This is a genomic window from Pseudomonas sp. BAV 4579, from assembly GCF_009765395.1.
Taxonomy (GTDB): Bacteria; Pseudomonadota; Gammaproteobacteria; order Pseudomonadales; family Pseudomonadaceae; genus Chryseomonas; species Chryseomonas aestiva.
Window position 1 is genome coordinate 1 of sequence record NZ_WHOV01000086.1, and the last position, 24,670, is coordinate 24,670.

Sequence of the window (24,670 nt, forward strand, 5' to 3'; positions counted from 1 at the left end):
CCCCTCGCCCAACGCGGGCTGGAAGTCGGCTTCCGGCCAGAGCCCGACGATGCGACCAACGTCCACCCGCACGGCCATGGGCGTGGGCCGGGTCTGAAGGCCATCGAACAGGGTGACGTGGCGCCAGAGCAGCGGCTGGGTAGCGACGGACATGGTGACCTCTCCGGTTAATGTATATACATTTAATCCAGAGTCGATTGATCGTCAAGCACATGAAGCTTCTTCTTGCCTTAGAAGCAAGAAGAGCGCTGACAGTGATGCCATGGAAGCTCAGCACCGGGGAAAGGCTACACTCCATTTTGTATAGACAATAAGGGCTCTGCGGAGACGCAACAGCGAATTGCCTGTTGCCACGACCCAGCCAACGCCGGCCGCACCTATGGCTCCACTTTGAAAATCGCCAAGGTCAGCGTCACCTCTACAAGCGGGTGCGATAGCTGATGCCGATCTTGCCCGGACTGATAGCGCTGAACGCCTGCTCGAACAACCCCCCTCCCCGCGGGAGAGGGCTGGGGTGAGGGCGCCCCTTGCCACGCGGTCCCAGTGGAAAAGGCTGCGCCGTTTTCCACGCTACGGTGCTGTAGCTAGGTGTTCCTTAGCTGGAATCCCTGCCAAGCCAAACGCGCTACAACGGCGTTACCGTCACCTCGACCACCGGGTCGTGATCGCCGCCACCGAGGATCACCCCGCGCAGCGGCGAGACGTCGGTGAAGTCGCGGCCCCAGGCCAGGGTGATGTGTTCCAGGTCCGGCAGGACGTCGTTGGTGGGATCGAAATCGACCCAGCCCAGCCGCGGGCAATGCACGCTGACCCAGGCGTGGGAGGCATCCGCGCCGATCAGCCGCGGCTTGCCGGGTGGCGGCCGGGTCAGCAGATAGCCGCTGACGTAGCGCGCCACCAGCCCCAGGCCACGCAGGCAGGCCAGCATCAGGTGGGCGAAGTCCTGGCAGACGCCATGGCGGTGCTCCAGCACCTCGCGCAGGGGCGTCGCCACCTGGGTGGCGGTGGCGTCGAAGCGGAATTCGCGGTGGATCTTTTCCATCAGCGCCCGGCAGCCCAGCAACAGGGGACGGCCCGGTGGGAAACACTCCTCGGCGAAGCGGGCGAAGATGCCGTCCAGCGGCACCGCCGGGGATTCGAAGCGGAAGTGATGGACGTCCAGCGACACCTGGACGGCGGGATAGCGCAGGCCGTCACGGACCCCCTCCCAGGCGGGCGAATCCGCCAACCTGAGACCGGCGCGGGAATCCACCTCCACCTCCAGCTCGGTGCCGACATAGAGTTCGTCGTGGGGTCGCTCGAAGGATAATCGCGTCAGCGGATTGCCGAAGGCGTCCCAGGCGTCCTGGCGCTGGGTCGGCTGCGGCAGGATCACCAGTTGCCGGGACAGACAGCGTTGCCAGCCGCAGTCGCGCGGCAACAGGTGCAGCAGCTGCTGCGACAGCGACACCGGCGTCGCGTAGCGATAGTGGGTGTCGTGCTGGATGCGATAGCGGACCTGATTCATCACATGGACACCGTGCGCTGGCTGACGGCGTCGACATGGGCGAAGCAGCGATAGATGACCCGCTCGGACAGCTGGCTGCTGGCCTCGGCGACCTGCCGCAGCAGGCGCGCCAGCCCCTGCTGCACCTCGACCCGCCCGGCGTCGCCGAACAGGGTGTTCTCCAGGGTCGCGAGGTCGAAGCGGCGCAGGCGATCGTAGGCATCGTGCAGCGCCGGATCGCGGGGCAGGCCGTAGTAGCGTTCCAGGTGCTCCACGGCGTTGATCAGCGCATGCAGCTGGAAGCGGATCGAATAGGGGTTGTGCTCGTGCAGCATCAGCAGGTCCAGCACCGGGATCAGCTGGGGCGCCGCCTGGTAGCGCGACCGATAGGTGATGATGCTGTTGCCCAGTTCCAGCAGCCATTCCAGGCCGGCCGCGTCCCAGGTGGCGCCGCCTTCGAGAAAGTGCGCCAGGCTGCCGGCAAGGAATTGCACCCGCTCGATGCGCCGGCCGATCATCAGGAAGCGCCAGCTCTCGTCGTGGGTCATGTCGTCGAAGGTGAAGCCGGCCACCGCCGCCAGTGCCATCACCAGGCGGTTGAGACTCTGCAGCGCCTCGCCTGGCTCGCTGCCGACCTGACCCAGGCCATGGGCCTCGCGCTCCACCTCGCGGATGGCGCGCCAGTTCTCCGGCGACAGCCGGCCACGCACCTGGGCCGCGGCCCAATGCAGGCGCTGCAGATTGGCGCCCAGGCCGCTGGGAAAGTCACCCGGTCCCAGGGCCGCGCGTAGTTGCTCCGCCAGCCGGCCACCCGCCGGCAGCAATTCCAGGGCCGTGGCCAGATCGATGGCCGACTGCACCGCCGGCCCGCCGTCGTCGGCGTCGAGGTAGCGACTCAGGACGATCCGCAGCAGGCGCGCGGCATCCTCGCAGCGCTCGCTGTAGCGACCGTACCAGAACAGATTCTCGGCGGTCCGCGAGGGCAGGAAGGGGTCCTTGCGCACCAGGTCGCGCACCCCCAGCACCCGCGCTCCGGGCACCTCGGCGGCGCCGCGACTGCCGCCCAGCACCCAGGTGTCCTTGCTCGATCCGCCACGCTGCATGGACACCACCGCGGCGCCCTCGTGGGCGACCCGGGTCAGGCCGCCAGGCATCACCCAGTAGCCGTCTTCGCTGGCCACCGCATAGACACGCATGCCGATGGCGCGCGACTGCAGACTGCCGCCCTGCCAGACCGGCGCCTGGGACAGCTGGATGCGCTCTTGGGCCACATAGGCATGGGGCGTGGCCAGGATGCGCGCGCGCAATTCGGCCAGTCCCGCGGCATCCAGCGCCTTGCCGAACACCGGTTCGAAGCCCTGGGCCGGATAGGCCGGCTTGATCACCAGCTCCGCCAGCCGCGCCAGGGCCGCTTCCCGCACCGGCGTCTCGCCGCACCACCAGGTGGCGACGGAGGGCAGCGCCAGGGTCTCGCCCAGCAGCGCCTGGCAGACGCCGGGCAGAAAGCCCAGCAGACCGGGCGATTCCAGCAGGCCACTGCCCAGGGCATTGGCCATGATGACGTTGCCCTGGCGCACCGCTTCCAGCAGGCCGGGTACGCCCAGCGCCGAATCGGTGCGCAATTCCAGCGGATCGCAGAAGTCGTCGTCCAGCCGGCGGAACACCGCGTGGACGCGCCTCAACCCACTCAGGGTCTTCAGATAGAGGCAGGCGTCACGCACCGTGAGGTCCTGGCCTTCCACCAGCGGAAAACCCAGTTGCCGGGCCTGGTAGAGGTGCTCGAAGTAGGTCTCGTTGTAGCGTCCCGGCGTCAGCAGCACCGCCAGCGGTGCCTCCTCGCCGGTGTCCAGGCCGGTGCTCAGGGTGCGCTGCAGGGCCTGGAAGTAGCCATTCAGTGGCTGGACCTGCAGATCGCGGTGCAACTCGGGAAAGGCCCGCGCCACGATGTGGCGGTTCTCCAGAGCATAGCCGGCGCCGGAGGGCGCCTGGGTGCGATCGGCCAGCACCCACCAGCGGCCATCGGGCCCGCGCGCCAGATCCACCGCATAGACGTGCAGCCAGGTATCGCCCGGCGGGCGCAACCCCTGGCAGGCCAAGAGAAAGTTGTTGTGACCGAACACCAGCTCCGGCGGCAGCAGCCGCCCGTGCAGCAGGCGCTGCTCGCCATAGAGATCGCCCAGTACCCGGTTCAGCAGGCGCGCCCGCTGCGCCACGCCCGCCGCCAGGGGTGCCCACTCCTCCGCCGAGATCAGTTGCGGGAGCAGGTCCAGTGCCCAGGGCCGGTCGCTGCCCTTGGGATCGGCATAGACGTTGTAGGTCACGCCGTTTTCCTGGATCTGCCGGGCGATCAACGCCTGGCGCTGATCGAGCTGCGCGGGTCGCAGTCCGGCCAGATGACCGTAGAAGCGGCGCCAGGACGGCCGCACGCCACCCCGCGGACTCCAGAGTTCGTGGTAGCTGCCGGTCATATCACTGGCATTGCGGGAAGCGTTCGGGGGCATGGTCGGAAGACGGCTGACAGGATACGCGAGCGGGTTCGGAGAGGTCGCCTCGACGGGCACGCCGGAACGCACGCGCCGGTCGCGACCGGTCACCTAGGGTAGTGATGTGCGTCGGGATGCGCCACCGCTAACGCTGGCCGCCGCTGCCCGTGGCGCGGCGCCCGGTGCAGGGGCCGATCCCAGAGCCCTCGCCGACCGTCCCAGGCGACGAACAACCCGGAACTCCCGGGTCGAGCCGCTCTACTAATCCGCTAGCAAGACGCCGGCGCTCCGCCGGCGTCCGACGCGGCCGCTCTCGCCAGGTATCAGCCCCATGCGCAATTTTCTCGGAAGCTACAGCTCGAATCGTCAGCAACGCAACGCCCTGCGCGCCCTGCCCGTCCAGCGCAAGGTCGCCAACTGCACCTGCGGCCAGGCCATCTTCTTTCCCAACAGCGAGTGCCTGGCCTGCGGTAACGCCCTGGGCTACGCCCCGGACCAGGGCACGCCGACGACGCTGCTGCCAGGCGAAGGCGGCCTCTGGCAACTGCCCGAGGCAACCAGCGCGCTTTATCGCCGCTGCGCCAACCTGGACATGCCCGCCGCCTGCAACTGGCTGGTACCGGCCGACTCGGGAGAAAGCTTCTGCGTGGCCTGCCAGCTCAATCACACCATCCCGGACCTGTCCTTCGAAGGCAACGGCGAGCGCTGGCGCAAGCTGGAGCTGGCCAAGCGGCAACTGGTCGCCCAGTTGCTGGGCCTGGGGCTGCAGGTAATCCCCCAGACCGTGGATGCCGAGCACGGCCTCGCCTTCGATTTCCTCGCCCCCGACGCCACCGGCACCCCCACCACCGGGCACGCCAATGGCCTCATCACCCTGAACATCCTCGAAGCGGACGATGCCCATCGGGAAAAGGTCCGCGCCGACATGCACGAACCCTATCGCACCCTGCTCGGGCACTTCCGCCATGAAGTCGGACACTACTACTTCGATCGCCTGGTCGCCGGCACCGACTGGGAAGAACCCTTCCGCGCCCTGTTCGGTGACGAACGCGCCGACTATGGCCAGGCGCTCCAGCGCCACTACGAGCAGGGCGCACCGGCGGGCTGGGAGAACCAGTACGTCAGCGCCTACGCCACCATGCACCCCTGGGAGGACTGGGCGGAAACCTGGGCGCACTACCTGCACATGATGGATACCCTGGCCACCGCCGCCAGCCTGGGCATGAACGCCGGCAGCCTGCAGCTGGACTTCCAGCCGTTCACCCGCGAGGCGCTGTACGAGGCCGAGGATCGCAGCGACGACGAATTCCTCGGCTTCGCCAATGCCTGGATCGAACTGGCGGCCATGCTCAACGAACTGTCGCGCAGCATGGGCCAGCCGGACTTCTATCCCTTCGCCCTGCCCGCCCCGGTGATCGCCAAGCTGCACTTCATCCACAAGGTCGTAGATGGTGCAAATCTGTTAGATATCAATAACTTAGTGAGCGACACCGCCGTGTGATTCCGACGAGTGGCCGGGTCGTGTGTCCCGGCGTCACTCCTCGCATTTGGTCTAGCCGGATAGGAACGTCTACTCTGTCACATTCCATGTTTCGTATAGGGATGTGCTTCGATGGAATACGTGTTCGGCTTTATCGCTCTTTGTGTCGTCTGGGCACTGATCGGCGCCTATCTAAATAGGGTTCGAAGGCAGCAGCTCATGGCGAAGTACGGTGATGAGCTCATCGTGAACAGGATCATGAAGAAGATGTTCTGGCAGGGGCAGACGCCAGAACAGCTAATCGACTCTATTGGCAAACCTCTCGATACCGACCATCGCGTGATGAAGACCAAAACCAAAGAGGTCTGGAAGTACAACCGCACCGGCAAGGGACGCTATGCGCTGCGGATCACGTTAGAGAACGGTGTGGTTGTGGGGTGGGACAGTAAATAGTCTGAGGACACATCTGCTTCTGGTAGGGCAAAAAGGGCAGGCAGCCTAAGCCGCCTGCGCCTGTTCCTGCATGTGCTGTTCCAATAGCTCGATCTGCTGCAGAAGCTGCAGGCGCTCCCGGATCTTGCTGCACGGAACAGAGAACATCACAGCCTCCCAGCCGTCCTCTAGGCCGAGCACAGGAACGTACCCGACGATTACCGGCACACGGAAACTCAGCGGGTACACCACCGGCTTAGGCTGCTCCGGGTCGGTGGGCCAAAGTACATGGCTGGGACAGCCTGCCATGGCCCTGCTCGGTCTCCCGAGCACACGGAACGACAGCCCTGAGGCGGAGCGGTCGTCTAGGGCGGAGCGCTCGTCTAGGGCGAAAGTCTCGTGCAGCGCAGGAGGAACTGGGGGCTTCTTACTCCGGGTGATGCTGCCCCTAGTGCCCTGCACAGTTGCTCCCTGGTGGTCCAGGCCCTGGTTCAGTTCGTACCGCTGCGAATGCGTGAGCTGTGCGACCTGACCTAGCTCATCAGCGCTCAGCCCAATCCCTGGCAGCACTACAGGGCGTCGCCCTGCCCCGGCGCTCACGCTGCCTCCCGCTGGGCATGCGCCTGCGCCAGGAGCTTTCCAATCGCAGCCAGGCACGGCACGCGCATTCCCTTCACGGATACCAGCCATACGCCGGAGTTAGTCATGCTGCCTGCTACGTCGCCGGCCTCGCGCTTCGCGGCGCCATGGCCTCCGTTGTATTTCTTCCAGCGCAGACCGCTCGGACTGGTCAGGTCCAAAGTCAGGTACTCGCCCAGTACAGCGGTGTTCTGTTCGGTGATGTGCTTTTTAATGAGATGGCTCATTCCAGTCTCCTTCGGCGCTAGGCCGGTCTAGGTTTCGTTGTGTTCAGTAAGGCGCCCGCGATGCTTCGCACCAGCACAGCTAGGGCCTTGTCATGTTCGATCAGGGGGAGCACGCACTCCCGGATGCGCACAGCGTCTCCGCTGTGCAGGGCGTCGCAGCACTGCATGAGCGCCGGTACATCCAGCACCACAGCGTCGGCACTCCAGACGCGGCAGCCCTCGAACCGGAACCGCCCCACTGCCTGGCCTGGCAGCTTGCTAAGGCTTGCCTCAGCGTGCTGTACGTACAGGTTCGCCTGATGGCGTTGCTGCCAGTTCTCAGAGCGGTCGGGGTTCTCAGCGCGGTACACCAGCAGGCCGGCTGCCTTGTCGTGCACGAACACACGGCGTGCCCTGGCGGAGCTGCATATCCTGCAAGCCAGGTTCCGGGTGCTGCGCTCGCTGCACTGGCACTCGGTGCATACCCAAGCAGGGTCGGTGAAGTGCTTCGCGCCAGCCATGATTGCCGCGTACCGGGCGGGGCTGCGTGCCTTGATGGCTTCTAGGCGGGTGTCGTATCCCGAGTATCCGAGCCTCATCCTCGCGAGGTCGGCTGCCGTGGGATGCGCCCCGCTCCGCAGAACGGGGCGGGCCATTACAGCAGTACCAGTTCGTCGCGGAACACACCGCCCATACCTGGGGTGAACTTCGCGGCCCGGCTGCGCTGTGCCGTCAGATCGGCACGCACTGCGCTGGCGCGCTCCAAGGCATCGGGGCTGGCCTGGATCGGGAACCACATGCCGTCGAAGTACCGGGAGAGAATCCAGCCCTCGCCAGGCTGTACGCCTACGGAGTACGACACCTTGCTCACAGCGCCCTGGGTAGCGCCAGGCTCAGTGCCGGCGGCTACGGTGCAGTGCTGGGGCACCTCAGCCTTCGCAGCCCACTCGGTCGCCAGGGCTCGCCAGTCCTTACCCGCACCCTTCGCCAGGGCCTGAACATCCACCAGCGGGCCGGCGATGTTCTGCGCAATGTTCAAGCGGCCAGCCTGGACGTGCTCCATAACGAACGCCAACTCATCCGGCTGCAGGTACTGGCCTGCCTCAATGGCAGCAGCCTCGCCCAGCATAGCGACCTGCACAGCCTCAGCCTCGCCGGAGGTCTTAGCCGCAGCAGCCTTGTTCCGCTGCTCCAGCAGGATGCCGAAACGGTGGGTGTGCAGGTGATCGACAGCGACAGAGCTGATAAGCCGCTGCAGGAACAGCACATCCTCCAGGGACTTCACCCGCTCAGACAGCAGAGCGGTAAGGGACTCGCGTACCTTCCCGCCATTCGACTGCAAGGTGCTGCTGCAGCCGGTATCACTGGGAATGCCCACTGGGTACTCCAGGCGGGGCGGAAGGTCCGGGATGTCGTCAGCGCTCAGGATGCGCTCAGCCTGCGCTGTGAACTCAGGCAGCTCCGGCATCTGCTTCTGGCGGATAGCCTCGGCTACTTCCTTAGGCAGAGGCATCGGGGTGGGTTCAGCGGCGTTATCGAAGCCGACGGGAGCAAGCAGGTCGGCGTTGCTCAGGGATTGCAGCAGGTCATCGTGGGTGGCGGTAATCATATGTGGTTCCTCCAGATTCGAGAGATGGGGTGTGTACGCAGCGTTACTGCGCAGGGGCCGGTGCAGTGATGCCAGCAGCAGCCAGCGCTTGCACGAGACGGAGAGCGGCAGCGGTGTGCTCCTGTAGCTCTTGTACGGACAGGTCTGCACCGTTCGCGCTGTAGCGTGCTGCAAGCTTGCCGAACGCCACCATGGCGCTATGGATGCTGGCGCGCTTCTCGGCGCCGATACTGTTCAGGTTGGGCATAGGTAATTTCTCCAGTTGTGTGATGGCCTGAGCCAGATCAGCCAGGGCGCGGCTGCGTGGGGCGCGTAGTACGCGGGCGACTTCGTGGGCGGCGTACACTTCGCCGTCGATGCGCACGATGTACTCCCTGCCCCCGGTGCTCAGCTCGACGGACTCGGTGACAGGACAGGCGTACGGGGACGCGCCGTTGGTGACGTACTCCAAGAGGCTCAGGTACTGCGGTGAGTACCGAACTACCTTCTGCATGCGCTCAAGAGGCGGCAGATCCTTGTTAAGGACGACGGCCATTACTGACCACCTTCCTGGTACCCGCCGCGATACGCAGCAGCCAGGGCCTGTGCGGTCTGCTGGCCTTCGGTCGAGCGGTCGACGTTCCCGACGTAGTAAGCGGCTAGGGCTAGGTCTTGGTTCGTGAGCTGCTTGCCCTGCAGCAGTTGCTCAATCTCCGAGTTCACCCGCTCGCGTTGGCGGGGGCTGGCGGTAGGGCCGAGGCGAGAGGTCAAGTGCTCAAGCTGTTGGCGGTCGGTGTAGCTCAATCCAGATTTCTTAGACATGGGTGCTCCTTTCTTCAGGGCGCAGCAATCCAGCCCGCTCGCTCTTCATCAAGGCGGGAGTACTGCGGGAATGGGTACTCGGTGAATTCAAGGCGAGGGAATGCCAAAAGCGCGCATCCGTTATGCGTGCTAGAGCGGCTCGCGAGGGGTAAATTCAGGGGGTCGGTACGGTAGTACTGGGTAGCCGTTTTTACGCTGCTGCAGGCCGCATTCCTTCGCCCCTAGCCGTTGCGGCAGCACGTGCTCTCGCCTTGCCAAGCGCGGAGCGGTCACGGCGCTTCGTTGGCGACGACCCCACAGGGCTAGTGCCGAACACAGCTTCTCGGAACGATGGGCTTGTGTCAGCTAGAGCAACCACGGGCAGTACGTCCCCGTGCCGAAGCTGCTGCGACAGCGCGTAGTACTTATCCAGAACACGCTCGCTCACGGGTACGAACACGCACGCGCCGAGGCCTGTTCTACTGCGGGGCTGGGTACTGCTGCATACGCATCCGATGATGCTTTGCGCTGCGGTACTGATACACAGGTAGTTCAAGCTGCACCGCCGGCATCGGGGCTCTGGTCCATGCCTACGCAAGTCCTGAAAACTCCTGACCCGGAGTGGTTGCAAGGGGTCAGGCCGGCCTCCTTAAGCCAGCGGCGCACGATGGTCTCGGTGACACCAACTGCACGTGCGATGTTCTTAGGGAGGGCTCCGCGACCATGCCGTGCGAGCGCATCGGCCTTGAGATCGGAGCTGGCCTGGCTGAGTACGTCCTGCGCTTGCAGGTTCTCCAGGCTGTACGTGCGGGAGCTGATTCTGTGCTGATGCCTCGTCAGCTCTTCGACCTGTGCTTCGAGGGCAGCGAGTCGAGCGGCGATCAGGGGTAGTGCGGAAATCATCGGGTCCATAATGGTCCTCCAGTTTCTAAGTTGTGGTTATCCTCGTAAGGTATTCAGGTGCGATTACAGCGGAGTACAGGCACGTACATCAGTGCTCGTCCGCAGCCTCGTCGATAGCGATACCCGCTGCCCTTGCGCCCGGTAGGATGCTCAGGAACGGAACCGCCTTAATGATCTGCTCGGCGCTTGCATCGCCGTTCACGATGCCGGAGATAGCAGCGTGCAGCTTGTCGATACTGCCAAGCGCAGCAATGCTGCTGGACGGACCGTTCGTGAGGAAGCCCAAGGCGTAACCGAACCAGCTCAGCAGAGGTACGTTCTCCAGCGTCTGGAGCATGATGTCCTTCGCGTTAAGGTCCTTGCCTTGGACTGCCATGGCCGCAACGGTGGTCAAGGTAGTGAGCGGAAGCTGGTACGCGAACATCAGGGCTACACCCTTCGCGCTCTCGTTCACCCAAGAGCGCAGTAGAAGTTTGTTCCAGGCCCCAGCAACGAACGACATGTACGGGAGGAACACCTTGCCCAGCGCGGAGAACTGCATCCACGCAGGAATCTCGCCAAGGCGGTTCTCCAGCACGATGCTGTCTGCCGCGTTCTGGCCTACGGTTTCGAGGTCGAACCGGATGTCACTCGGCCAGGAGCGAAGGTCGGGGTCTTGGTCTAGCGCTGCCTTCGCCTTTGCTGCCAGCTCGTCGGTTAGACCGAACTTGCGCATTTGCTGCAGGGCCTCGGCATTGCCCTTGATAGCGTCATCCAAGGTGTCGCCGATCAAGCCCGCTGCGATCTTGCTCTGACCGCGCCGGACGTACTCCATACCGTTCACAAACCGGGTGCTTTGGCCCGCCTGCTGCACAGTCGAATTGAATGCGTGCATGCTGCCAATGTCGGTGTTGTCGTCGAGGTGGGTCAGGACCGAGCGGTAACGACCGGACAGGACGTTCCGCGATTCGAGGACATCTCGAAGCCGGGAGCCGTACTCGGGGGACTGCGCAATCTCTAGAGCCTTCCGACCGAACTTCGTCCGGGACATGGCCTTAAGGGTCTTCAGCGTCCCGTACTCCTTGAACATCATCCCTACGTCCGCAAGCTGGAACAGGCCGGAGTTCGCCAGCGCCTCAGCGCCCGACAGGATGCTGATGCTGCGCAGGGTGTCCGGGGCACGCTCCCCAGTGGGATACCCGAGCAACTGGTTCACGGTGTTGTCCAGGGCTTCACGGGCAGACTTCGCAGCACGCGTATCCGGGGCGGAGTCCACCACCTCATCCACGGCCTTCAGCACATCCCGCAGGTCGGGGAAGCCGGCCTTAGCGAGACCGATCCGACCGGACATGTTCCGGCTGTACCCTTCCATAAGGTGGTTCACGTCCTTGTTCACGAACATCTGAGGATTGATAGCCGTCCCGTTCGCAGCGTAGAAGTCCCGGGTCATATCGAACTCGACACGAGATTTCAGGTTACGGGCGGTGTTGCTCTCGCCCTGGGCCTTGTTCACGCCGGACATGAAACGCTCGATTTCATCGTCACCGATACCAGCAGCCCGCATCGCGAACTCGATGTCGTCACCTTGCATACCGGCGATGTTCTGCCTGTACCCGGTGGCGCCATCTGCACGCTCTTCCATGTTCCGCAGCATCTGCTTCCCGAGCTGGCTAGCCTTAGCTGCATCCATGCCGCGATCTTCGTACATGCGAAGGAACTGGTCCGCGTACATGTTCTCGACATCAGCACGGGTCACACCCTTACCGCTGTTCACGAACTCACGCACCTTCGATGCGCTGTGCTGGCGGGGCAGGTAGTACGGGCTAGCGGTGATGTCCTCGGCGCCGGTCATGCCGGACGACTTGATGCGCTCAAGGTTGCCCTCTGCCCATTTCGAGTCCGCGAACGTCTGCACGATCTTCTGCACAGCAGGGTCTGGATGCTCCAGCACCTCGTCCCCTGCAAGGAATCGCCGATGGTTCTCGGCTAGTTGTCCGTACACCTTCTCGCTCAGCTCGCGCTGTGCTCGCAGGTACACCTGGGGGCTACGTACGCGGCTGAATGTACTCCAGCCCTGTGCAGTCATTGCCTGCCGGAGCGCAGCGTCCACCTGGGCGTGCGCCACGTTAGCTGCCAGCTCAGCGGTGCGGGCGTAATGCGTTGCTGAGTTAGCGTTCGTGCCAGTAGCGTCCACTACAAGCCGCTCGGCTAGCTCAGCACCCTTCGGGCTGATATGGGCAAGGTTCTGGTACAGGCTCGTGCTCTTGCTGATCCCTGCCCATACCCGGTTGCTAAGCTCGCGCATGTCCTTCGGTGCCTGCAGGAACTCGCTCTGCATGGTCGGCATGTTCCGAGGACCGAACTTCGCCACATTGTTGCTCTCGCCTAGCAGCTTCTCGAACTCTGCTACGGTCGCACTCAGGGCGGTGTCATCGGCCTTACCAGTGAACGCCTGCACCACCTTGCGCACCAGCTCCGACCACACACTCTGCTCACCGACCTTCACGCTCTGAAGCGCGGTACGAAACTTCGCATCGTTGAACAGTTGGCTGATGAATTCATCGTTGCTGCGTAGGGCGTAGTTCAGACCGGACTCGTTACTGCCGAAGAGCTGTCGGAACTTCGTGCTCGCCTGTACCTCCTGGCGAATCTCGTCGATACGGGTGATGGCATCTTTCGCCACGCCATCGGGTAGGGTGCCCTCTTGCCATGCACGAATATTGGCGCTGGTCTTGGCGTGTGCTGCCTCGTGCAGAACGATGCTCTTCTCTTGGGTAGTCATGCCACGGATTGCACCATCCAAGTCCCCGGCCACACCTGCGCGGCTGAACACTTGAGTCTCGATAGCGGAGCCGTCAGGACCGATGCTCACACTGGAGCGTGAGGCACCTTCCCGAGTACGCAGCACCAAAGGAATATCAGCGTCGGCGTCGAGGGATTCGCTCAAGGCGCGGCCCAGGGTGCGGACGCCCTCCGGTAGATCTTCGCCAATGTTCAAGACCGCACGGAGCGCGTTCTGGGTTGTTGTGCTGATCTGCTCGCCAGTGCCTACTGCGATGTTCACGTGAGGCTTGTTCCAGGCCATGTCTGGCTGGGGCTTCACGTAGTCCGGATCGGGGAGTTCCGGCATGCGAGGAGTACCCTCGGGGGCAGCCTGTACAGCACGGATCGGAGCGGCCTCAGGAGCCCCTGCGTCGAGCGTTCTAGCTGCGCCCTGTGCGACGGTACCGCCCTCCTCTGCCGCACCTTCAACAGCCCTTGCAGCGCGCTGTACACGGGGTGCTGCTGCGAGGGCTACGCCCAGGCTGGTGCCGATGGCATCAGCAATGCCGATGTCGCCACCTCTCGATGCCACGCCCAAGACTGCAGCGTTAGCACTCAGGGCAGTAATAGCGCGGGCAGTACGGCCAATGCTCACAGCCTTACCGACACCGAAGCCAATAACGGCATCCACGTCGAACAGGCTCGCTGCGATGGCGGTGACAGGGTTCGCGGCCATCGCGGCGTAGTTCTCGCGGGTGGCTTGCACCTGCTGCTGTCGCTGGGCCAGCTCTGCAGTGCTGCGGGAGTCTGCTAAGAACTCAAGTTCGCTCTCGTTGTACTGGCCACGCCCTCTCAAGGCGTAATCGGGATTGAAATCCTCTTCAGAGGGTATCTGCATGTATTCGATGCCACGGATAGCCTTCGCCAGGATCGTCTCCTTAGCGGCACCGAGAGCAGTCTGGAAATTCGAGATGGGTGCGACGGTCAGGGCCTTCGCAGCGTCGGGGGTGCTGGACTCCAGCAGCGGGTTCTCATCGCCTTGTACGTACCCGCCTGCTTGCACAGGGGTGCTCGGCTGGTTCAGTGCTAGTTCTGCGCCGGGGCGCTTTCGGATTAAATCCATTGTGATCCTCCAGATTCTAGGTTTAGTGGCCTGAATTTCAGGCAGCCGAATGCCGCCAGCAGGGCTGGAGCAGTTCGGTGTGTGGGGTTAGATGAGGTGGAGCTTGATTAGCTGAGGGGACAGGTACAGCAGATCAGTCGTCGGACGGTTCGATGGACTCGCCATCGGTGATGTACTCACGCACGGTCTCTAGGGGCGCTCCCAGTTCCTGGGCTATCTGCTCCAGGGTCTTACCGTCCTGAGCCATACGACGGGCAGTGACGCGGGGTGTGATGCCGCCATCGTCGATGATGATGCTGCCATCGGGCATTTCGATAACGTTGCTCATGCTGGTCTCCAGGCGGGGTATGCAGAAGGAGGACATGTCCTCCGTGAGGGCCTATTTTTACCACCTACTCCGTAGGAATAGTGGACCACTCAAGCCCCCATGCTCTCTAGCCGGGCCAGTACCGCCTTCTTTGCTAGAAGCCGCTGGTACTGCTCCCACCGCCGCACGATCGAGCGGTACGGAGCGAAGTTCTGTCGGAGGAACGCATTCGCAGGGCCAGCCTCAAGCTCTGCCCACCACTGCAGTTCTATGGGCTGCATCCCATCGGTTGGATCGTACGTATAAGCCATGTCGGCCTCCTGTGTTCGGGGTAGTGGTTATCCTCAAGTAGGTCCGTACGCAAATCGTACGCATGCGTACGGCTAAAACAGGTTCACATGCACAGCCGGTTCAGCTCTGGATCAGCCGAACCAGTGCGGGCCAGTGCTGAACCGCCCTCCGCTGAAACATGCGCCGTAGAGCCCTGGGCCATTTGGCTCACAATATACAGTGTGGGAATGGTCTGGCTGGCGCGGGTGCTAGGATTTCGCTCTGCAAGGACCTCGGCAATTTCCTCGTTCCTATCTAAGCGGTTTGCTACGGGCTCTGCTGCGTAGCCAGGGACGGCTAGGGCAGTGATCTCATGCATAGCTGACTTGAATGATGCCTCTGGGAATTCCTGGCAGAACCGCATAGCGGCATGCTCAATCGCTTCGTACGCTTCCTGCACGGCCTCTAGCATGGCCCTGTTGCAGCGCTTAGCGTCGGTGGCATCCATCCAAGCGGGCACAAACACAGCGGTGCTACCGCGCTTCAAGGCGCCTCTGCGTACATCTCGCTTGATGTCTCGATGCTGTTGCTCAGTCATGTTCAACTCCAGGCCGTTGTAATCGGCTGCTTTAACAAATCCAAATATTCCGCCAAGGATGTTTTGGTACTCACCGCGCTTTACGCCTTCTGGTCGAATAGCAAGCTCGGTGATCTCGTGCACGCCGAGAGTCCGGCTAATGCTCGGTTCGATGCTCTCGACGATCAGCTCTATGGGGTCTTGCATCTGCATCGGGCAATCCTGCGCGAGCAGAGCTGATACTTTGCGCCGGCTGATCTTCAGCTCAGCGGCAATCTTCCGTTCCGACATGAGGGGTCGGAGCTGATGCGCTCGTACCAGTAGGTTCAGTTCTGCCAGGGGATCACCCTGGGATTTTTCAGCGTTGGTCGTCATAACGTTCCTCGCTCTGTGGTGGGTTCAACCGAAAGGAGTCTGGCTCTACAGTCGGCGGTTCTGAATTGTTCTGAATGCACGGGAGTCGCTCCCGGTGATGCACTGGATTGCTCGGGCCTTGCTTACCCTGTAAGGCGCCAGCTATTGCACGGTCGGGTTTAGCCTTGCTTCTCTCGTAGAGTCTCCAGTCTATTGCACGTCGGTTTTGGCCTTGGGTCTCCTAGTTGTGCAAACTCTATGACCATTCCCGCTGTAATCAGCGCTCTAAAGCAGTTCCAGCAGCTTCTCTTGCCTTGCTTGCCCGATAAGTCAAATGTCTATGGTCGAAGCGTTGCAGCCCTTCCCTCCCTGGTGGTGGCCGTCTAAGTGGCAGGGGGTTGTTTGCCTTACTAACCCGTGAAGTCAGCTACTAAGTGGCATCCGTTGTGAGCCTTACCTTCCCTAGTTGTGTCGATTTAAATGCAAACCCTGCTAGCACGCGGGTTCTAAGGCAGTTACAGCCGAATGCCAGCGAACCGGGATTGCACGCTCTCAGAGCCCGTGCATGCCCTCTCAGAGCGCTGTACAGGCACAGGAGTTACCGATCCGTGTTGCTGCGGTGAATGCACGGTGGTGGTGATGTCGGGGAAGGACAGGCACCCGCGATCAGGAACGCGGAAGCCTAGGCTGGCTCCGGTTTCCCAGCAGGGCTACTGCAGTAGCATCCAGGCACAGCGAAGCGCAGGGCACCCTGTGGATGCTCTGTGCGGTCTGGGAGAGGGTGTACCTGCGGTACCCGTACCGGTTCGTAGTACACACCGGAAGCACATGAACAGCCCAAGAGGGGCAGGTGCACAGGCAAAGCAGGAATAGAACAGGAACAGCGGGCCACTCTATATATTGTGAGCCAAATGGCCCAAGGCTCTAGCATGCGGGTTTTAGAGAGGGGGGTGGCTCAGAGTGGCCCGGGCTGACTCAGGGTGCTAGGGCTAAGCGCCGCCTGGAACTGCACACGCTGCTGCTCCAGCGCCTCTGCCTGGTCCGCTGCGAGGTGCATAGAAACCCAGACTGAGCCGCAGCTACCCTAGGGTCTAGCCTAGGCTTGAAGGCGCAAAGGGTACGCTATCCCGCTGTGTTCCTGCACAAACGCATCGCCGTCGATATGCCCGATGACTTTGCCCTCATAGGACTTGAGCTGCGTCCCATCCATACTACCGTCGATGGCATTCTTATCCACCCCTCCGTAATGAAGGTCAGTGTATTGCCCTGCCTTCAATCGCCCCAACACTTCGCCTGTGTTCGGATCGAGCACGTCATACGTAGCGGTCGGATCGTACATAGCGGTATCTCCTGAGGAGTGGAATCCTCAGCGTAGCTCATGTGCTGAACCGCGCCGGCACTCCCGCTATACCTATGCGGTACTCCCCAGCGTACCCGGTGGTAGCTATGGTCGGCATCTAGGCTGGCTCCGTTTCTGCTGGCCTGGCCTAAGCTGATGCGCACGCCCGTTTCACACTCGCCACGCTGATGCCGAATTGCTCGGCTGTTTGCTTGATGCTGGCGCCGTGCTCAGCCCTCCATGCGGCCACCTCGGCATCGGGGATGCTCTTCACCCGGCCCAGCGCCTTGCCCTCAGCCTTCGCCCTGGCGATACCCGCCATCTGCCGAGCCTTGATGTTCGAGCGCTCCAGCTCCGCCACAGCAGCTAGCATAGTGAGCATCGCCTTACCCATGCTGGTGCTCAGGTCGAAGCCCTCGCGCTTGCTGATGATGCTCACACCCTTGGCCTGGAGTGTTTGCACAGTGCTGAGCACGTCGATGGTATCCCGGCCCAAACGGTCTACAGCGCTCACCACGATGGTATCGCCCTCACGGACGTACGCCACTAGGGCAGCGAACCCAGGGCGCTCCAAGGCCTTCACAGCGCCCGATACGCCTGCGTCTTCGAACCAGCGATCCACACTGTACAGCTCGCCTAGGCTATGGCGCTGCGCGTCGGTGGATTGCTCAGTGGTGCTGACTCGAATGTATCCGATGGTAGCCATGGTGATTCCCTGGAGTGGCTCAGTAGGTATGGCTCACATCATCATCCTGGCTCACTGAGCCGTCAACACCTTTGAGCTACCCTTACCACCATACCCGACGAGTGGCTCACAGGGTGTACCTTTTGAGCCATTGCGCCGCTGAGATATGTGGCTATGGTGAAGAGACAATCCAGGGAGATATCAGGATGGCTTTCTATAAGTATTCGCAGCGGGTGAAACAGGACAACCACGAGGTATTCGACGAGGCATACACGCCAGGGACAGATGCCCCGTACCCTGGCATATATCGCTGTGCATCTTGCGGTGATGAGATAGCCATAGCACGAGGGAAACCGCTACCGCCTCAGAATCATCGTCAACACGATCCATCCGCAGGCGCGATACGGTGGCAGCTCATCGTCTTCGCCGTACAGCAGGATTAGCGTCAAGGCCACCCCTATGGGGGAAAGCTGGCCTGTAGTGATGGAGTGACCGGCTCGCGTGGAGAAATCAATTTTTGGTCCGAGTACTTCAGCCTGGCGGCAGGTTGTTCGGCGTACAGAACGCCTGCACCGCCCGTGCATACCGCTCAAAGCTAAACGCGGCGGCATCCGCAGCAGTCCGACAACCTGCCTCGGTATGGAAGACCGCTGTAGTAACAGCCGGTGTTCTCTCAGCATCCTGCCCTAGTACCAGAACGAACAGCACCCAGTTCATACACAACTCCCTTTGTTGATGATTAGGCTGGCTGCATGCGCCGCCATCCCTGTCCAAGACGATACTCTACAACGCACCCCAGGAGCTTTCCCGGCCTACTCCGACAGCAAGGAACGCACCCCTGCCAGAATCTCCTTAGCACGGTCCAGAGAGCCGGACCCGCCGTAGATACCTGTCACCTTCGACCCGCCCTTAGCAGTGTGGCCTAGCAGCAAGCCCGTCTCCTCCTCAGTCGCACCGGCTGCGCGGGCTAAGTCGGCGAACAGGTGCCTAACACCGTACAGGCTGTACTGTGAGCGTACCTCTGCTGGCAGAAGCCTACGGAAGCGCTTGGCTAGCTCGTTACTCCTGATTCGCCCCCGATGCTCTCGCTCGTCAAGGGTGCAGTCATCTTCAAGCTCCAGAGCGGCGTGCACGGTCTCGAACAAAGGCAGGTCGTCCAAGTGGATCGGCAGGGAGCGCTTGCTGCCCCGCGTCTTCCGCATGGTCAGGCCGGCCACGAATACCGTTTCCACATTCCCCAGCACATCCCTACGGAGCTGGATGCTATCGCGCCCTTCCCGCAGCAGCTCAGAGGGCCGCATGCCGTACAGAGCGAGCACACGGAACGCGGCAGCGGACACCTCGTCGCTGGTCTCTTGGAACGTTCGGATGGCCTGTACTAACAGGTCACGTGGGACAGACGCGCGCGCCTCCACATCTAAGGTCTCGCCCCGGAGTGCTTCGGTAGTCGGGTGCCGCTTAGGCAGTGCTAGGTTCTCGAACCCTGGGAGCCACTTAAGGATGGCGAACAGCAGCGTACTTGACGTCCTGAGCGTACTCGCCCTCCCGCCCTCAGCTAGCTTTGTGGTCAGGTGCTGCAGAATCTGTGCTTCGGCCTCTACAGGCGTACACGGGAAACGGAGGACGGCTGCGCTCACATTCCGAGCCTGCGACTTCCTTGATTTCGACTTGCCGACGCAGTACTGTTCCAAGGCCAGTTCGAATTCCGCTTGCGTAGCACGCCCCTCCCCTGCCGCCTCAGACGCCACAGGAGCGCCTACAGGGGGTCTAGGCTGCACGATCTCCTCAGAGCCGCCACCACCGTACAGGGTACCCTTCTGAACGTCATCTAGGGCCCTCAGAGCGGCCTGTGCAATTACAGGGTGCATTTGCACGCCTGGCGGCATGTTCCCTGCAGCGTGCGCCTGTAGTGCCTGGCGCTGCCACTCGAATTCCCCTTGCCAGCCTGGCGACTGCATTCGCTCCAGGGCATCCCTTTGGACACGACGTATAGCGCCCTGCATCTGCTGCATGATCTCGTCAGCACTGAGCAAGACTGGAGCGGCAGGCGCCTCCGTTAGTGTGATCTGGGCCGGTGCCAGGGCATCCTCGCACACGCGGTCGAACTCGACGGACAATGCCCGCGATAGCTTCAATGCCTCCGCCCGATCCGCTGTGCCAAGGGCACGCTTCATCTCCACCCGGCCAATAGCGTCAGCCACGGCTTTAGGGAATCGCCTGCGGTACAGGTACCGCCCATCCTTGCGTGTTAGGTACGTGCTCATGCTTCAGCCTCGGGTGTACACGTGACCCGGACACGTGACCGCTGCACATGCAAGCACAGCAGCGCGTGTGTCCCGGTTTAGAGTTCGCTCAAAGCCGCATTCTAGCTGGGTTCAGCGGCGTTCCGGTACCGTCCGTGTGTCCCGGAGCTTCATCCACAAGGTCATCCACTCGGCCCAGCCCAGCGTGCTGGAACAGGGCCTGGCCGCGGACGACACCACGGCGGGTGCCACCCTGGGCGCTCCCCTCTGACCGGGGTCCTGCTCACCCGAGCAGGACGATGCCCCAGACCACGGCGATGATGATCATGGCCACGAACTGCGCAGCGCTGCCCAGATCCTTGGCGTTCTTCGACAGTTCGTGCCAGTCCAGGGAAATGCGATCCACCACCGCCTCGATGGCGGCGTTGAACAGTTCGACCACCAGCGACAGCAGGCAGACCGCCACCAGCAGCGCCCGCTCGCCGCGACTGACGTCCAGCCAGAAGGCCAGGGGCACCAGCACCACATTGAGCATCACCAGCGAACGAAAGGCCGCTTCCTGGCGAAAGGCCGTGCGCAGGCCGGCCAGGGAATAGCCGGTGGCCTTGATGACCCGGCGCAGGCCGGTCTTGCCTTTGTAGGGAGAGATCACCGAGAGCTCCATCCAGAGGGGCGAACCGCCGATCCGGATGGACGGCAGCTGCCAGAAAGTGAAAGTCGAGGGTCGCGTCCGGTTCAGGCGCCGACAGCGCCTGGGTCAGCTGGAGGTGCTCTCCAGTTGCTGCAGCAGCAGCGCCGCCTGGGTGCGAGTGCGGACACCGAGTTTGCGGAAGATGGCCGTGGCATGGGCCTTGACCGTGGCCTCGGAGACATTGAGCTCGAAGGCGATCTGCTTGTTGAGCAGGCCTTCGCAGAGCATGGTCAGCACCCGGAATTGCTGGGGGGTGAGACTGGCGAGTCCGGCGCTGGCGGCCTTGGCTTCCTCGCTCAGGGCGGGGGCGCCTTCCACCTGGGGCGGCCACCAGGTATCGCCATCCAGCACCTGGCTGACCGCCTGCTGCAGGGTGCTCAGATCGCTGGACTTGGGAATGAAGCCACTGGCACCGAATTCCCGGGCGCGCTGCACCACCGCCGGTTCTTCCTGGGCCGAGATCATCACCACCGGCACCTGGGGATACTGGCCGCGCAGGAGGACCAGTCCGGAAAAGCCATAGGCGCCGGGCATGTTGAGATCGAGCAGGACCAGATCCCAGTCGGTACGCTCGGCCAGGCAGGCCTGGAGTTCGGCGATGTCGGCCACCTCGGTGAGCCGTGCCTGGGCGCCCAGGCCCAGGGTCAGGGCCTGCTGCAGCGCGCTGCGAAACAGCGGATGATCGTCGGCGATCAGGATCTGGTAGGCAGCCGCCATGGTGTAGCTTTCCTTGTTGTCGTGAGCGCCCACGTCGACCAGGTAGCTGGCGCACGGGCTGCACGCAAGCATGCCGAACGGCGCGGACGGGGGCAAGGCCGGGCGGACCGCGGACGCTAGGCAAGGCCCTGCGGTTTGCGGCACAGTTGCCGTTTTGCCCAAGAGACGCCCCATGCCCAGCGCCGCCCTGCGTGCCGATCTGCTCATGCTGCTCACCGCCCTCATCTGGGGTAGCGCCTTCATCGCCCAGACCGGCGGCATGGAGCACATCGGCCCCTTTCTCTATACCGGCCTGAGATTCGCCCTGGGCGCCCTCACCCTGGTCCCGCTGCTCCTGTTCGTGCGCCGCCGCGGCCGCCGCGGCCGCCAGCAGCGCCTGACCCGCGACACCTTCAAGGGCGGCCTGCTGATGGGCCTGGTGCTGACCCTGGGCATCAACCTGCAGCAGGTCGGCCTGCTGTTCACCAGCGTGACCAACTCCGGCTTCATCACCGGTCTCTATGTCATCGTGGTACCGCTGCTGGGGCTGCTGCTCGGCCAGCGCAGCCACCTGGGCACCTGGATCGGCGCCAGCCTGGCGGTGGTCGGCATGGGGCTGCTGAGCATCGGCGACAATTTCCACGTGGCCTCGGGCGATCTGCTGCAACTGGCCGGCGCCCTGGCCTGGGGGGTCCATGTGCTGCTGGTGGGACACTATTCCAGTCGCCACGACGCCACGGTGCTGTCGATCCTGCAATTCGGCGTCTGCGCCGTGCTCAGCCTGGCGCTGGCGCTGGCCTTCGAGCCGATCCAGTCGACCGGGATCGTCCTGGCCCTGCCCGAGTTGCTCTATGGCGGCGTGATCGCCGCCGGCATCGGCTACACCCTGCAGGTGTTCGCCCAGCGCGGCGCCATCGCCTCCCATGCGGCGGTGATCTTTTCCCTGGAGGCGGTGTTCGCCGCCTTCTTCGGCGCCTGGCTGCTGGGCGAGGCCCTCAGCGGTCGTGGCTACCTGGGCTGCGTGCTGATGTTCGCCGGCATGCTGGCCGCCCAGCTCTGGCCACGCCAGGCGCCGGTGGAGATCAAGCCGGTCAACTAACCCCGCAGGGCCTTGAGTTGCCGGCTGGCCGGGCTGTCCGCCGCCAGCGGCAGATGATGCTTGGCGTCCAGGTAGCGTTCGCTGAAGACATCCAGATAGGCCTCCAGCAAGCGACCGGCCGGTGCCTCGCCAGCCAGTTCCAGGCACAGGGCGGCGACCTCGGCGGTGCACAGGTGCTCGCCCCGGGTCGAGCGCCGCAGGCGATAGCGCGACAGGGCATTGGGCTGGAAGCTCAGCACCGGCAGGCGGTCCAGATAGGGACTCTTGCGAAACATCTTGCGTGCCTCGGTCCAGGTGGCATCCAGCAGCACGAACAGCGCGCGCTGACCGGGTGCCAGCGGCAGGCTCTCCACCACCCGCTCGGGCGCGGCGTACTCGCCGGGAAACACCAGCAGCGGTTGCCATTCCGGCTGCGCGAGCAATGCCGGCAGCGCCGGATCCACCGCCGTGCGACTCCAGCCGAAGGCATGGGTGTCGGCCACCACGTCGGCGATCAGCCAACCGGTGTTGCTCGGCTTGAGCGGCTCGACGTCGTGCATCAGCAGGCACATGCCGGCGTGGGTCTGGCGCAGGGGACGCAGGTCGCAGAGGCAGTGGCTGGGTGCCAGGCGGCAATTCGGGCAGCGCGCCATGCGCGAGCCACGGGCGATGAAGGGCTTGATGCTGCGCGCCAGGCGCTCCTGGCGCAGACGGGCCACGGCATGCAGAGGGGTGTCGCTGATCGGGGTCATGCCGGGCTCGCGGGCAAAAGCGCAGTTTACCAGAGCGATCGGGATGCCCGCGGCGGCCAGGCAGGTTACCCTGCGCAGACGCCCTGCGAACCCCCGCCCGCGACCACGGTCGAAACGGGCTCCTCTACGCTGGAGAACACGATGCCTCGTTTTGCTTTGCTCGCCCTGACCCTCGCCCTGCCCTTCACCGTCCAGGCGGCCGAGTCGCTCAAGGACCACGAGCTCAACCAGATGCTGCGCAAGGTGGCGACCGAGAGCAGCCAGGGCACGCCCCGCGCCATCAACGAGGACATCCTCGACCGCGGCTACACTGTGCAGGGCAAGCAGCTGATCAACAACCTCAGCGTCCGCCCGGCCCATGCCGCCCGCATGCGCGAGAATCCGGCCACGGTGCGGGTACAGCTCGCCGAAAGCGTCTGCCAGAACAACGGCTATCGCCAGCTGCTGGCCCGTGGCGCCACCCTGGTCTATGACTTCACCGAATACCAGACCAACAAGCCGGTCATGGTCGAGCGCTTCCAGGCGGCCGACTGCGGCCTGGGCAAGTAAGCGGAGACCGCGGCCATGACCGAGGACAGCGACGACAGCTACCTGGCCCGCCACGTGGAGCCCAGCGCCGCCGACCTCGGTCAGCGCATCGACGAACTGCTGGAGCACGCCCTGCCGGGCGGCAGCCCCAACCTGGGCCTCTACCGCGAGATGCTGGTGACGGTGGTGCGCATGGCGCAGACCAATCCGGCACGCTGGGACGCCAAGATCATGCTGCAGACGCTCAAGGAGCTGGAGCAGGCCTTCCGCACCCTGGAGCGCTTCCGCCGGCGACGCAAGGTCACGGTGTTCGGCTCGGCGCGGACCCGCATCGATCACGGCCTCTATGCCCTCGCCCGCGAACTCGGCAGCGCCCTGGCCCGCCGCGACATGATGGTCATCACCGGCGGCGGCGCCGGCATCATGGGCGCGGCCCACGAAGGCGCCGGGCCCGAAGCCAGTCTCGGCTTCAACATCACCCTGCCCTTCGAACAGCGCGCCAATCCCACCATCGAGGGCACGGATCACCTGCTGTCCTTTCACTTCTTCTATGTGCGCAAGCTGTTCTTCTTGAAGGAGGCGGATGCCCTGGTGCTCTGCCCCGGCGGTTTCGGCACCCTGGACGAGACCTTCGAGGTGCTCACCCTGATCCAGACCGGCAAGAGCCCGCTGGTACCGCTGGTGTTGCTGGACACCCCCGACGGCCACTTCTGGGACGACACCCTGGCCTATCTGCAGCGCAATCTGCTGGAAGAAGGCTACATCCTGCCCGCCGATCTCAAGCTGGTCCGGTTGGTACGCTCAGCGGAAGCCGCCGCCGCCGAGATCGAGCATTTCTACGGCAACTACCACTCCACCCGCCGACGTGACGGCCTGTTCCATATCCGCCTCAAGCACGCCCTGACACCGACCTGTCTTGCACGCCTGGCAACGGATTTCGGCGACCTCTGCCGGACCCCGGGCTTCACCCAGCTGGCGCCGGGGGAAGGCCAGCCCGACGAAGCAGAATTCGCCCACCTGACGCGCCTCGCCTTCGACTTCCACGGCCGCCACTACGGTCGTCTGCGCGAACTGGTGGATGAACTCAATCGGCCGGAGCATTGGGTATCCCCGTAGGTTGGCGCTGAGCACTGCGAAGCCCAACGTATCTAGACTCTGCCGCCGTGTTGGGCTTCGACGATGGGGCCGTCTCAACCCAACCTACAGCACTCTCCCGTAGATACCATCTCTCCCACCAATCACAACAGGTCCGCTAAAGGGCCTGTCG

At 63.5% G+C, this 24,670-nt stretch carries 24 protein-coding genes and 1 pseudogene; 5 read left to right on the forward strand and 20 right to left on the reverse strand.

Features of this window, described 5'->3' with window-relative positions:
- Positions 1-625: 625 nt before the first annotated feature.
- Both GSQ95_RS17215 and GSQ95_RS17220 read right to left on the reverse strand, forming a co-directional pair.
- Positions 626-1,507: a transglutaminase family protein gene (locus GSQ95_RS17215; protein ID WP_158894579.1), complete on the reverse strand. Its 882-nt coding sequence runs from the start codon at positions 1,505-1,507 to the stop codon at positions 626-628.
- A complete protein-coding gene (locus GSQ95_RS17220) occupies positions 1,507-3,987 on the reverse strand; it encodes a circularly permuted type 2 ATP-grasp protein (protein ID WP_158894577.1) in 2,481 nt (826 codons plus the stop codon). The genes GSQ95_RS17215 and GSQ95_RS17220 overlap by 1 nt, the downstream gene beginning before the upstream one ends.
- 313 nt (positions 3,988-4,300) lie before the next feature.
- Here GSQ95_RS17220 and GSQ95_RS17225 point away from each other — a divergent pair, with 313 nt between their 5' ends.
- Together GSQ95_RS17225 and GSQ95_RS17230 are read left to right on the forward strand one after the other, a co-directional pair.
- A complete protein-coding gene (locus GSQ95_RS17225; protein ID WP_158894575.1) occupies positions 4,301-5,470 on the forward strand; it encodes a putative zinc-binding metallopeptidase in 1,170 nt (389 codons plus the stop codon).
- Positions 5,471-5,581: 111 nt separating this feature from the next.
- Positions 5,582-5,902 (forward strand): DUF2845 domain-containing protein, encoded by a 321-nt coding sequence (locus tag GSQ95_RS17230; RefSeq protein WP_158894573.1) that lies wholly within the window; start codon positions 5,582-5,584, stop codon positions 5,900-5,902.
- A gap of 45 nt (positions 5,903-5,947) precedes the next feature.
- On the opposite strand, the gene GSQ95_RS17235 is transcribed toward GSQ95_RS17230, so the two are convergent.
- The 17 genes and pseudogenes from GSQ95_RS17235 to erdR all read right to left on the reverse strand — a co-directional run bounded on the left by GSQ95_RS17235 (position 5,948) and on the right by erdR (position 21,066).
- Complete coding sequence (locus tag GSQ95_RS17235; RefSeq protein ID WP_158894570.1) at positions 5,948-6,190, reverse strand: hypothetical protein; 243 nt, start codon at positions 6,188-6,190, stop codon at positions 5,948-5,950.
- Between the two features lie 287 nt (positions 6,191-6,477).
- Entirely contained in the window at positions 6,478-6,747 is a 270-nt protein-coding gene (locus tag GSQ95_RS17240) for a hypothetical protein (protein ID WP_158894567.1), read from the reverse strand.
- A gap of 17 nt (positions 6,748-6,764) precedes the next feature.
- The gene (locus tag GSQ95_RS17245; protein ID WP_158894564.1) at positions 6,765-7,130 is read right to left on the reverse strand and encodes a hypothetical protein; all 366 of its coding nucleotides are present in this window, start codon (positions 7,128-7,130) and stop codon (positions 6,765-6,767) included.
- A 251-nt stretch (positions 7,131-7,381) separates the two neighbouring features.
- Positions 7,382-8,335, reverse strand: a complete 954-nt coding sequence (locus GSQ95_RS17250; protein ID WP_158894561.1) for a hypothetical protein — start codon at positions 8,333-8,335, stop codon at positions 7,382-7,384.
- A gap of 43 nt (positions 8,336-8,378) precedes the next feature.
- Positions 8,379-8,870 (reverse strand): hypothetical protein, encoded by a 492-nt coding sequence (locus tag GSQ95_RS17255; protein WP_158894558.1) that lies wholly within the window; start codon positions 8,868-8,870, stop codon positions 8,379-8,381.
- Positions 8,870-9,136: a hypothetical protein gene (locus GSQ95_RS17260; RefSeq protein WP_158894555.1), complete on the reverse strand. Its 267-nt coding sequence runs from the start codon at positions 9,134-9,136 to the stop codon at positions 8,870-8,872. Before GSQ95_RS17260 ends, GSQ95_RS17255 begins: the two co-directional genes overlap by 1 nt.
- Positions 9,137-9,667: 531 nt before the next feature.
- Positions 9,668-10,027: a hypothetical protein gene (locus GSQ95_RS17265; RefSeq protein WP_158894552.1), complete on the reverse strand. Its 360-nt coding sequence runs from the start codon at positions 10,025-10,027 to the stop codon at positions 9,668-9,670.
- Positions 10,028-10,106: 79 nt separating this feature from the next.
- A complete protein-coding gene (locus GSQ95_RS17270) occupies positions 10,107-13,883 on the reverse strand; it encodes a hypothetical protein (RefSeq protein ID WP_158894549.1) in 3,777 nt (1,258 codons plus the stop codon).
- A gap of 133 nt (positions 13,884-14,016) precedes the next feature.
- Complete coding sequence (locus GSQ95_RS17275) at positions 14,017-14,211, reverse strand: hypothetical protein (RefSeq protein WP_158894546.1); 195 nt, start codon at positions 14,209-14,211, stop codon at positions 14,017-14,019.
- A gap of 373 nt (positions 14,212-14,584) precedes the next feature.
- On the reverse strand, positions 14,585-15,412 hold the full coding sequence (locus tag GSQ95_RS17280; protein WP_158894544.1) for a hypothetical protein: 828 nt from the start codon (positions 15,410-15,412) through the stop codon (positions 14,585-14,587).
- Positions 15,413-16,487: 1,075 nt separating this feature from the next.
- Complete coding sequence (locus GSQ95_RS17285; RefSeq protein ID WP_158894541.1) at positions 16,488-16,730, reverse strand: hypothetical protein; 243 nt, start codon at positions 16,728-16,730, stop codon at positions 16,488-16,490.
- A 148-nt stretch (positions 16,731-16,878) separates the two neighbouring features.
- Complete coding sequence (locus tag GSQ95_RS17290) at positions 16,879-17,436, reverse strand: recombinase family protein (protein ID WP_158894538.1); 558 nt, start codon at positions 17,434-17,436, stop codon at positions 16,879-16,881.
- 510 nt (positions 17,437-17,946) lie between these two features.
- Positions 17,947-18,132, reverse strand: a complete 186-nt coding sequence (locus tag GSQ95_RS17295) for a hypothetical protein (protein ID WP_158894535.1) — start codon at positions 18,130-18,132, stop codon at positions 17,947-17,949.
- 95 nt (positions 18,133-18,227) lie between these two features.
- Complete coding sequence (locus tag GSQ95_RS17300; protein WP_158894532.1) at positions 18,228-19,283, reverse strand: hypothetical protein; 1,056 nt, start codon at positions 19,281-19,283, stop codon at positions 18,228-18,230.
- Between the two features lie 234 nt (positions 19,284-19,517).
- Positions 19,518-19,679 (reverse strand): annotated as a pseudogene (locus tag GSQ95_RS27235) (DUF6538 domain-containing protein); the annotation flags it as partial.
- Positions 19,680-19,941: 262 nt separating this feature from the next.
- Positions 19,942-20,322 (reverse strand): diacylglycerol kinase, encoded by a 381-nt coding sequence (locus tag GSQ95_RS17305; protein WP_178118447.1) that lies wholly within the window; start codon positions 20,320-20,322, stop codon positions 19,942-19,944.
- 93 nt (positions 20,323-20,415) lie between these two features.
- The gene (gene erdR / locus GSQ95_RS17310; protein ID WP_133859994.1) at positions 20,416-21,066 is read right to left on the reverse strand and encodes a response regulator transcription factor ErdR; all 651 of its coding nucleotides are present in this window, start codon (positions 21,064-21,066) and stop codon (positions 20,416-20,418) included.
- A 172-nt stretch (positions 21,067-21,238) separates the two neighbouring features.
- On the opposite strand from erdR, the gene GSQ95_RS17315 reads away from it, so the two are divergent.
- Positions 21,239-22,144: a DMT family transporter gene (locus GSQ95_RS17315; RefSeq protein ID WP_158894526.1), complete on the forward strand. Its 906-nt coding sequence runs from the start codon at positions 21,239-21,241 to the stop codon at positions 22,142-22,144.
- Here GSQ95_RS17315 and GSQ95_RS17320 read toward each other — a convergent pair.
- Positions 22,141-22,875: a tRNA-uridine aminocarboxypropyltransferase gene (locus GSQ95_RS17320; protein ID WP_158894524.1), complete on the reverse strand. Its 735-nt coding sequence runs from the start codon at positions 22,873-22,875 to the stop codon at positions 22,141-22,143. The two genes, GSQ95_RS17315 and GSQ95_RS17320, sit on opposite strands and share 4 nt — an antisense overlap.
- A gap of 141 nt (positions 22,876-23,016) precedes the next feature.
- On the opposite strand from GSQ95_RS17320, the gene GSQ95_RS17325 reads away from it, so the two are divergent.
- Positions 23,017-23,424: a quorum-sensing-regulated virulence factor family protein gene (locus tag GSQ95_RS17325; RefSeq protein WP_027597050.1), complete on the forward strand. Its 408-nt coding sequence runs from the start codon at positions 23,017-23,019 to the stop codon at positions 23,422-23,424.
- Between the two features lie 15 nt (positions 23,425-23,439).
- Positions 23,440-24,519, forward strand: a complete 1,080-nt coding sequence (locus tag GSQ95_RS17330) for a TIGR00730 family Rossman fold protein (protein WP_158894522.1) — start codon at positions 23,440-23,442, stop codon at positions 24,517-24,519.
- Positions 24,520-24,670 lie beyond the last annotated feature (151 nt).

What these genes read in the sequence shown, in the direction of transcription:
- GSQ95_RS17215 (WP_158894579.1), bottom strand. Translation starts at nt 1,507, where the DNA reads ATGAATCAGGTCCGCTATCGCATCCAGCACGACACCCACTATCGCTAC.
- GSQ95_RS17220 (WP_158894577.1), bottom strand. Translation starts at nt 3,987, where the DNA reads ATGCCCCCGAACGCTTCCCGCAATGCCAGTGATATGACCGGCAGCTAC.
- GSQ95_RS17225 (WP_158894575.1), top strand. Translation starts at nt 4,301, where the DNA reads ATGCGCAATTTTCTCGGAAGCTACAGCTCGAATCGTCAGCAACGCAAC.
- GSQ95_RS17230 (WP_158894573.1), top strand. Translation starts at nt 5,582, where the DNA reads ATGGAATACGTGTTCGGCTTTATCGCTCTTTGTGTCGTCTGGGCACTG.
- GSQ95_RS17235 (WP_158894570.1), bottom strand. Translation starts at nt 6,190, where the DNA reads ATGGCAGGCTGTCCCAGCCATGTACTTTGGCCCACCGACCCGGAGCAG.
- GSQ95_RS17240 (WP_158894567.1), bottom strand. Translation starts at nt 6,747, where the DNA reads ATGAGCCATCTCATTAAAAAGCACATCACCGAACAGAACACCGCTGTA.
- GSQ95_RS17250 (WP_158894561.1), bottom strand. Translation starts at nt 8,335, where the DNA reads ATGATTACCGCCACCCACGATGACCTGCTGCAATCCCTGAGCAACGCC.
- GSQ95_RS17255 (WP_158894558.1), bottom strand. Translation starts at nt 8,870, where the DNA reads ATGGCCGTCGTCCTTAACAAGGATCTGCCGCCTCTTGAGCGCATGCAG.
- GSQ95_RS17260 (WP_158894555.1), bottom strand. Translation starts at nt 9,136, where the DNA reads ATGTCTAAGAAATCTGGATTGAGCTACACCGACCGCCAACAGCTTGAG.
- GSQ95_RS17265 (WP_158894552.1), bottom strand. Translation starts at nt 10,027, where the DNA reads ATGGACCCGATGATTTCCGCACTACCCCTGATCGCCGCTCGACTCGCT.
- GSQ95_RS17270 (WP_158894549.1), bottom strand. Translation starts at nt 13,883, where the DNA reads ATGGATTTAATCCGAAAGCGCCCCGGCGCAGAACTAGCACTGAACCAG.
- GSQ95_RS17275 (WP_158894546.1), bottom strand. Translation starts at nt 14,211, where the DNA reads ATGAGCAACGTTATCGAAATGCCCGATGGCAGCATCATCATCGACGAT.
- GSQ95_RS17280 (WP_158894544.1), bottom strand. Translation starts at nt 15,412, where the DNA reads ATGACGACCAACGCTGAAAAATCCCAGGGTGATCCCCTGGCAGAACTG.
- GSQ95_RS17285 (WP_158894541.1), bottom strand. Translation starts at nt 16,730, where the DNA reads ATGTACGATCCGACCGCTACGTATGACGTGCTCGATCCGAACACAGGC.
- GSQ95_RS17290 (WP_158894538.1), bottom strand. Translation starts at nt 17,436, where the DNA reads ATGGCTACCATCGGATACATTCGAGTCAGCACCACTGAGCAATCCACC.
- GSQ95_RS17295 (WP_158894535.1), bottom strand. Translation starts at nt 18,132, where the DNA reads ATGAACTGGGTGCTGTTCGTTCTGGTACTAGGGCAGGATGCTGAGAGA.
- GSQ95_RS17300 (WP_158894532.1), bottom strand. Translation starts at nt 19,283, where the DNA reads ATGCACCCTGTAATTGCACAGGCCGCTCTGAGGGCCCTAGATGACGTT.
- GSQ95_RS17305 (WP_178118447.1), bottom strand. Translation starts at nt 20,322, where the DNA reads ATGGAGCTCTCGGTGATCTCTCCCTACAAAGGCAAGACCGGCCTGCGC.
- erdR (WP_133859994.1), bottom strand. Translation starts at nt 21,066, where the DNA reads ATGGCGGCTGCCTACCAGATCCTGATCGCCGACGATCATCCGCTGTTT.
- GSQ95_RS17315 (WP_158894526.1), top strand. Translation starts at nt 21,239, where the DNA reads ATGCCCAGCGCCGCCCTGCGTGCCGATCTGCTCATGCTGCTCACCGCC.
- GSQ95_RS17320 (WP_158894524.1), bottom strand. Translation starts at nt 22,875, where the DNA reads ATGACCCCGATCAGCGACACCCCTCTGCATGCCGTGGCCCGTCTGCGC.
- GSQ95_RS17325 (WP_027597050.1), top strand. Translation starts at nt 23,017, where the DNA reads ATGCCTCGTTTTGCTTTGCTCGCCCTGACCCTCGCCCTGCCCTTCACC.
- GSQ95_RS17330 (WP_158894522.1), top strand. Translation starts at nt 23,440, where the DNA reads ATGACCGAGGACAGCGACGACAGCTACCTGGCCCGCCACGTGGAGCCC.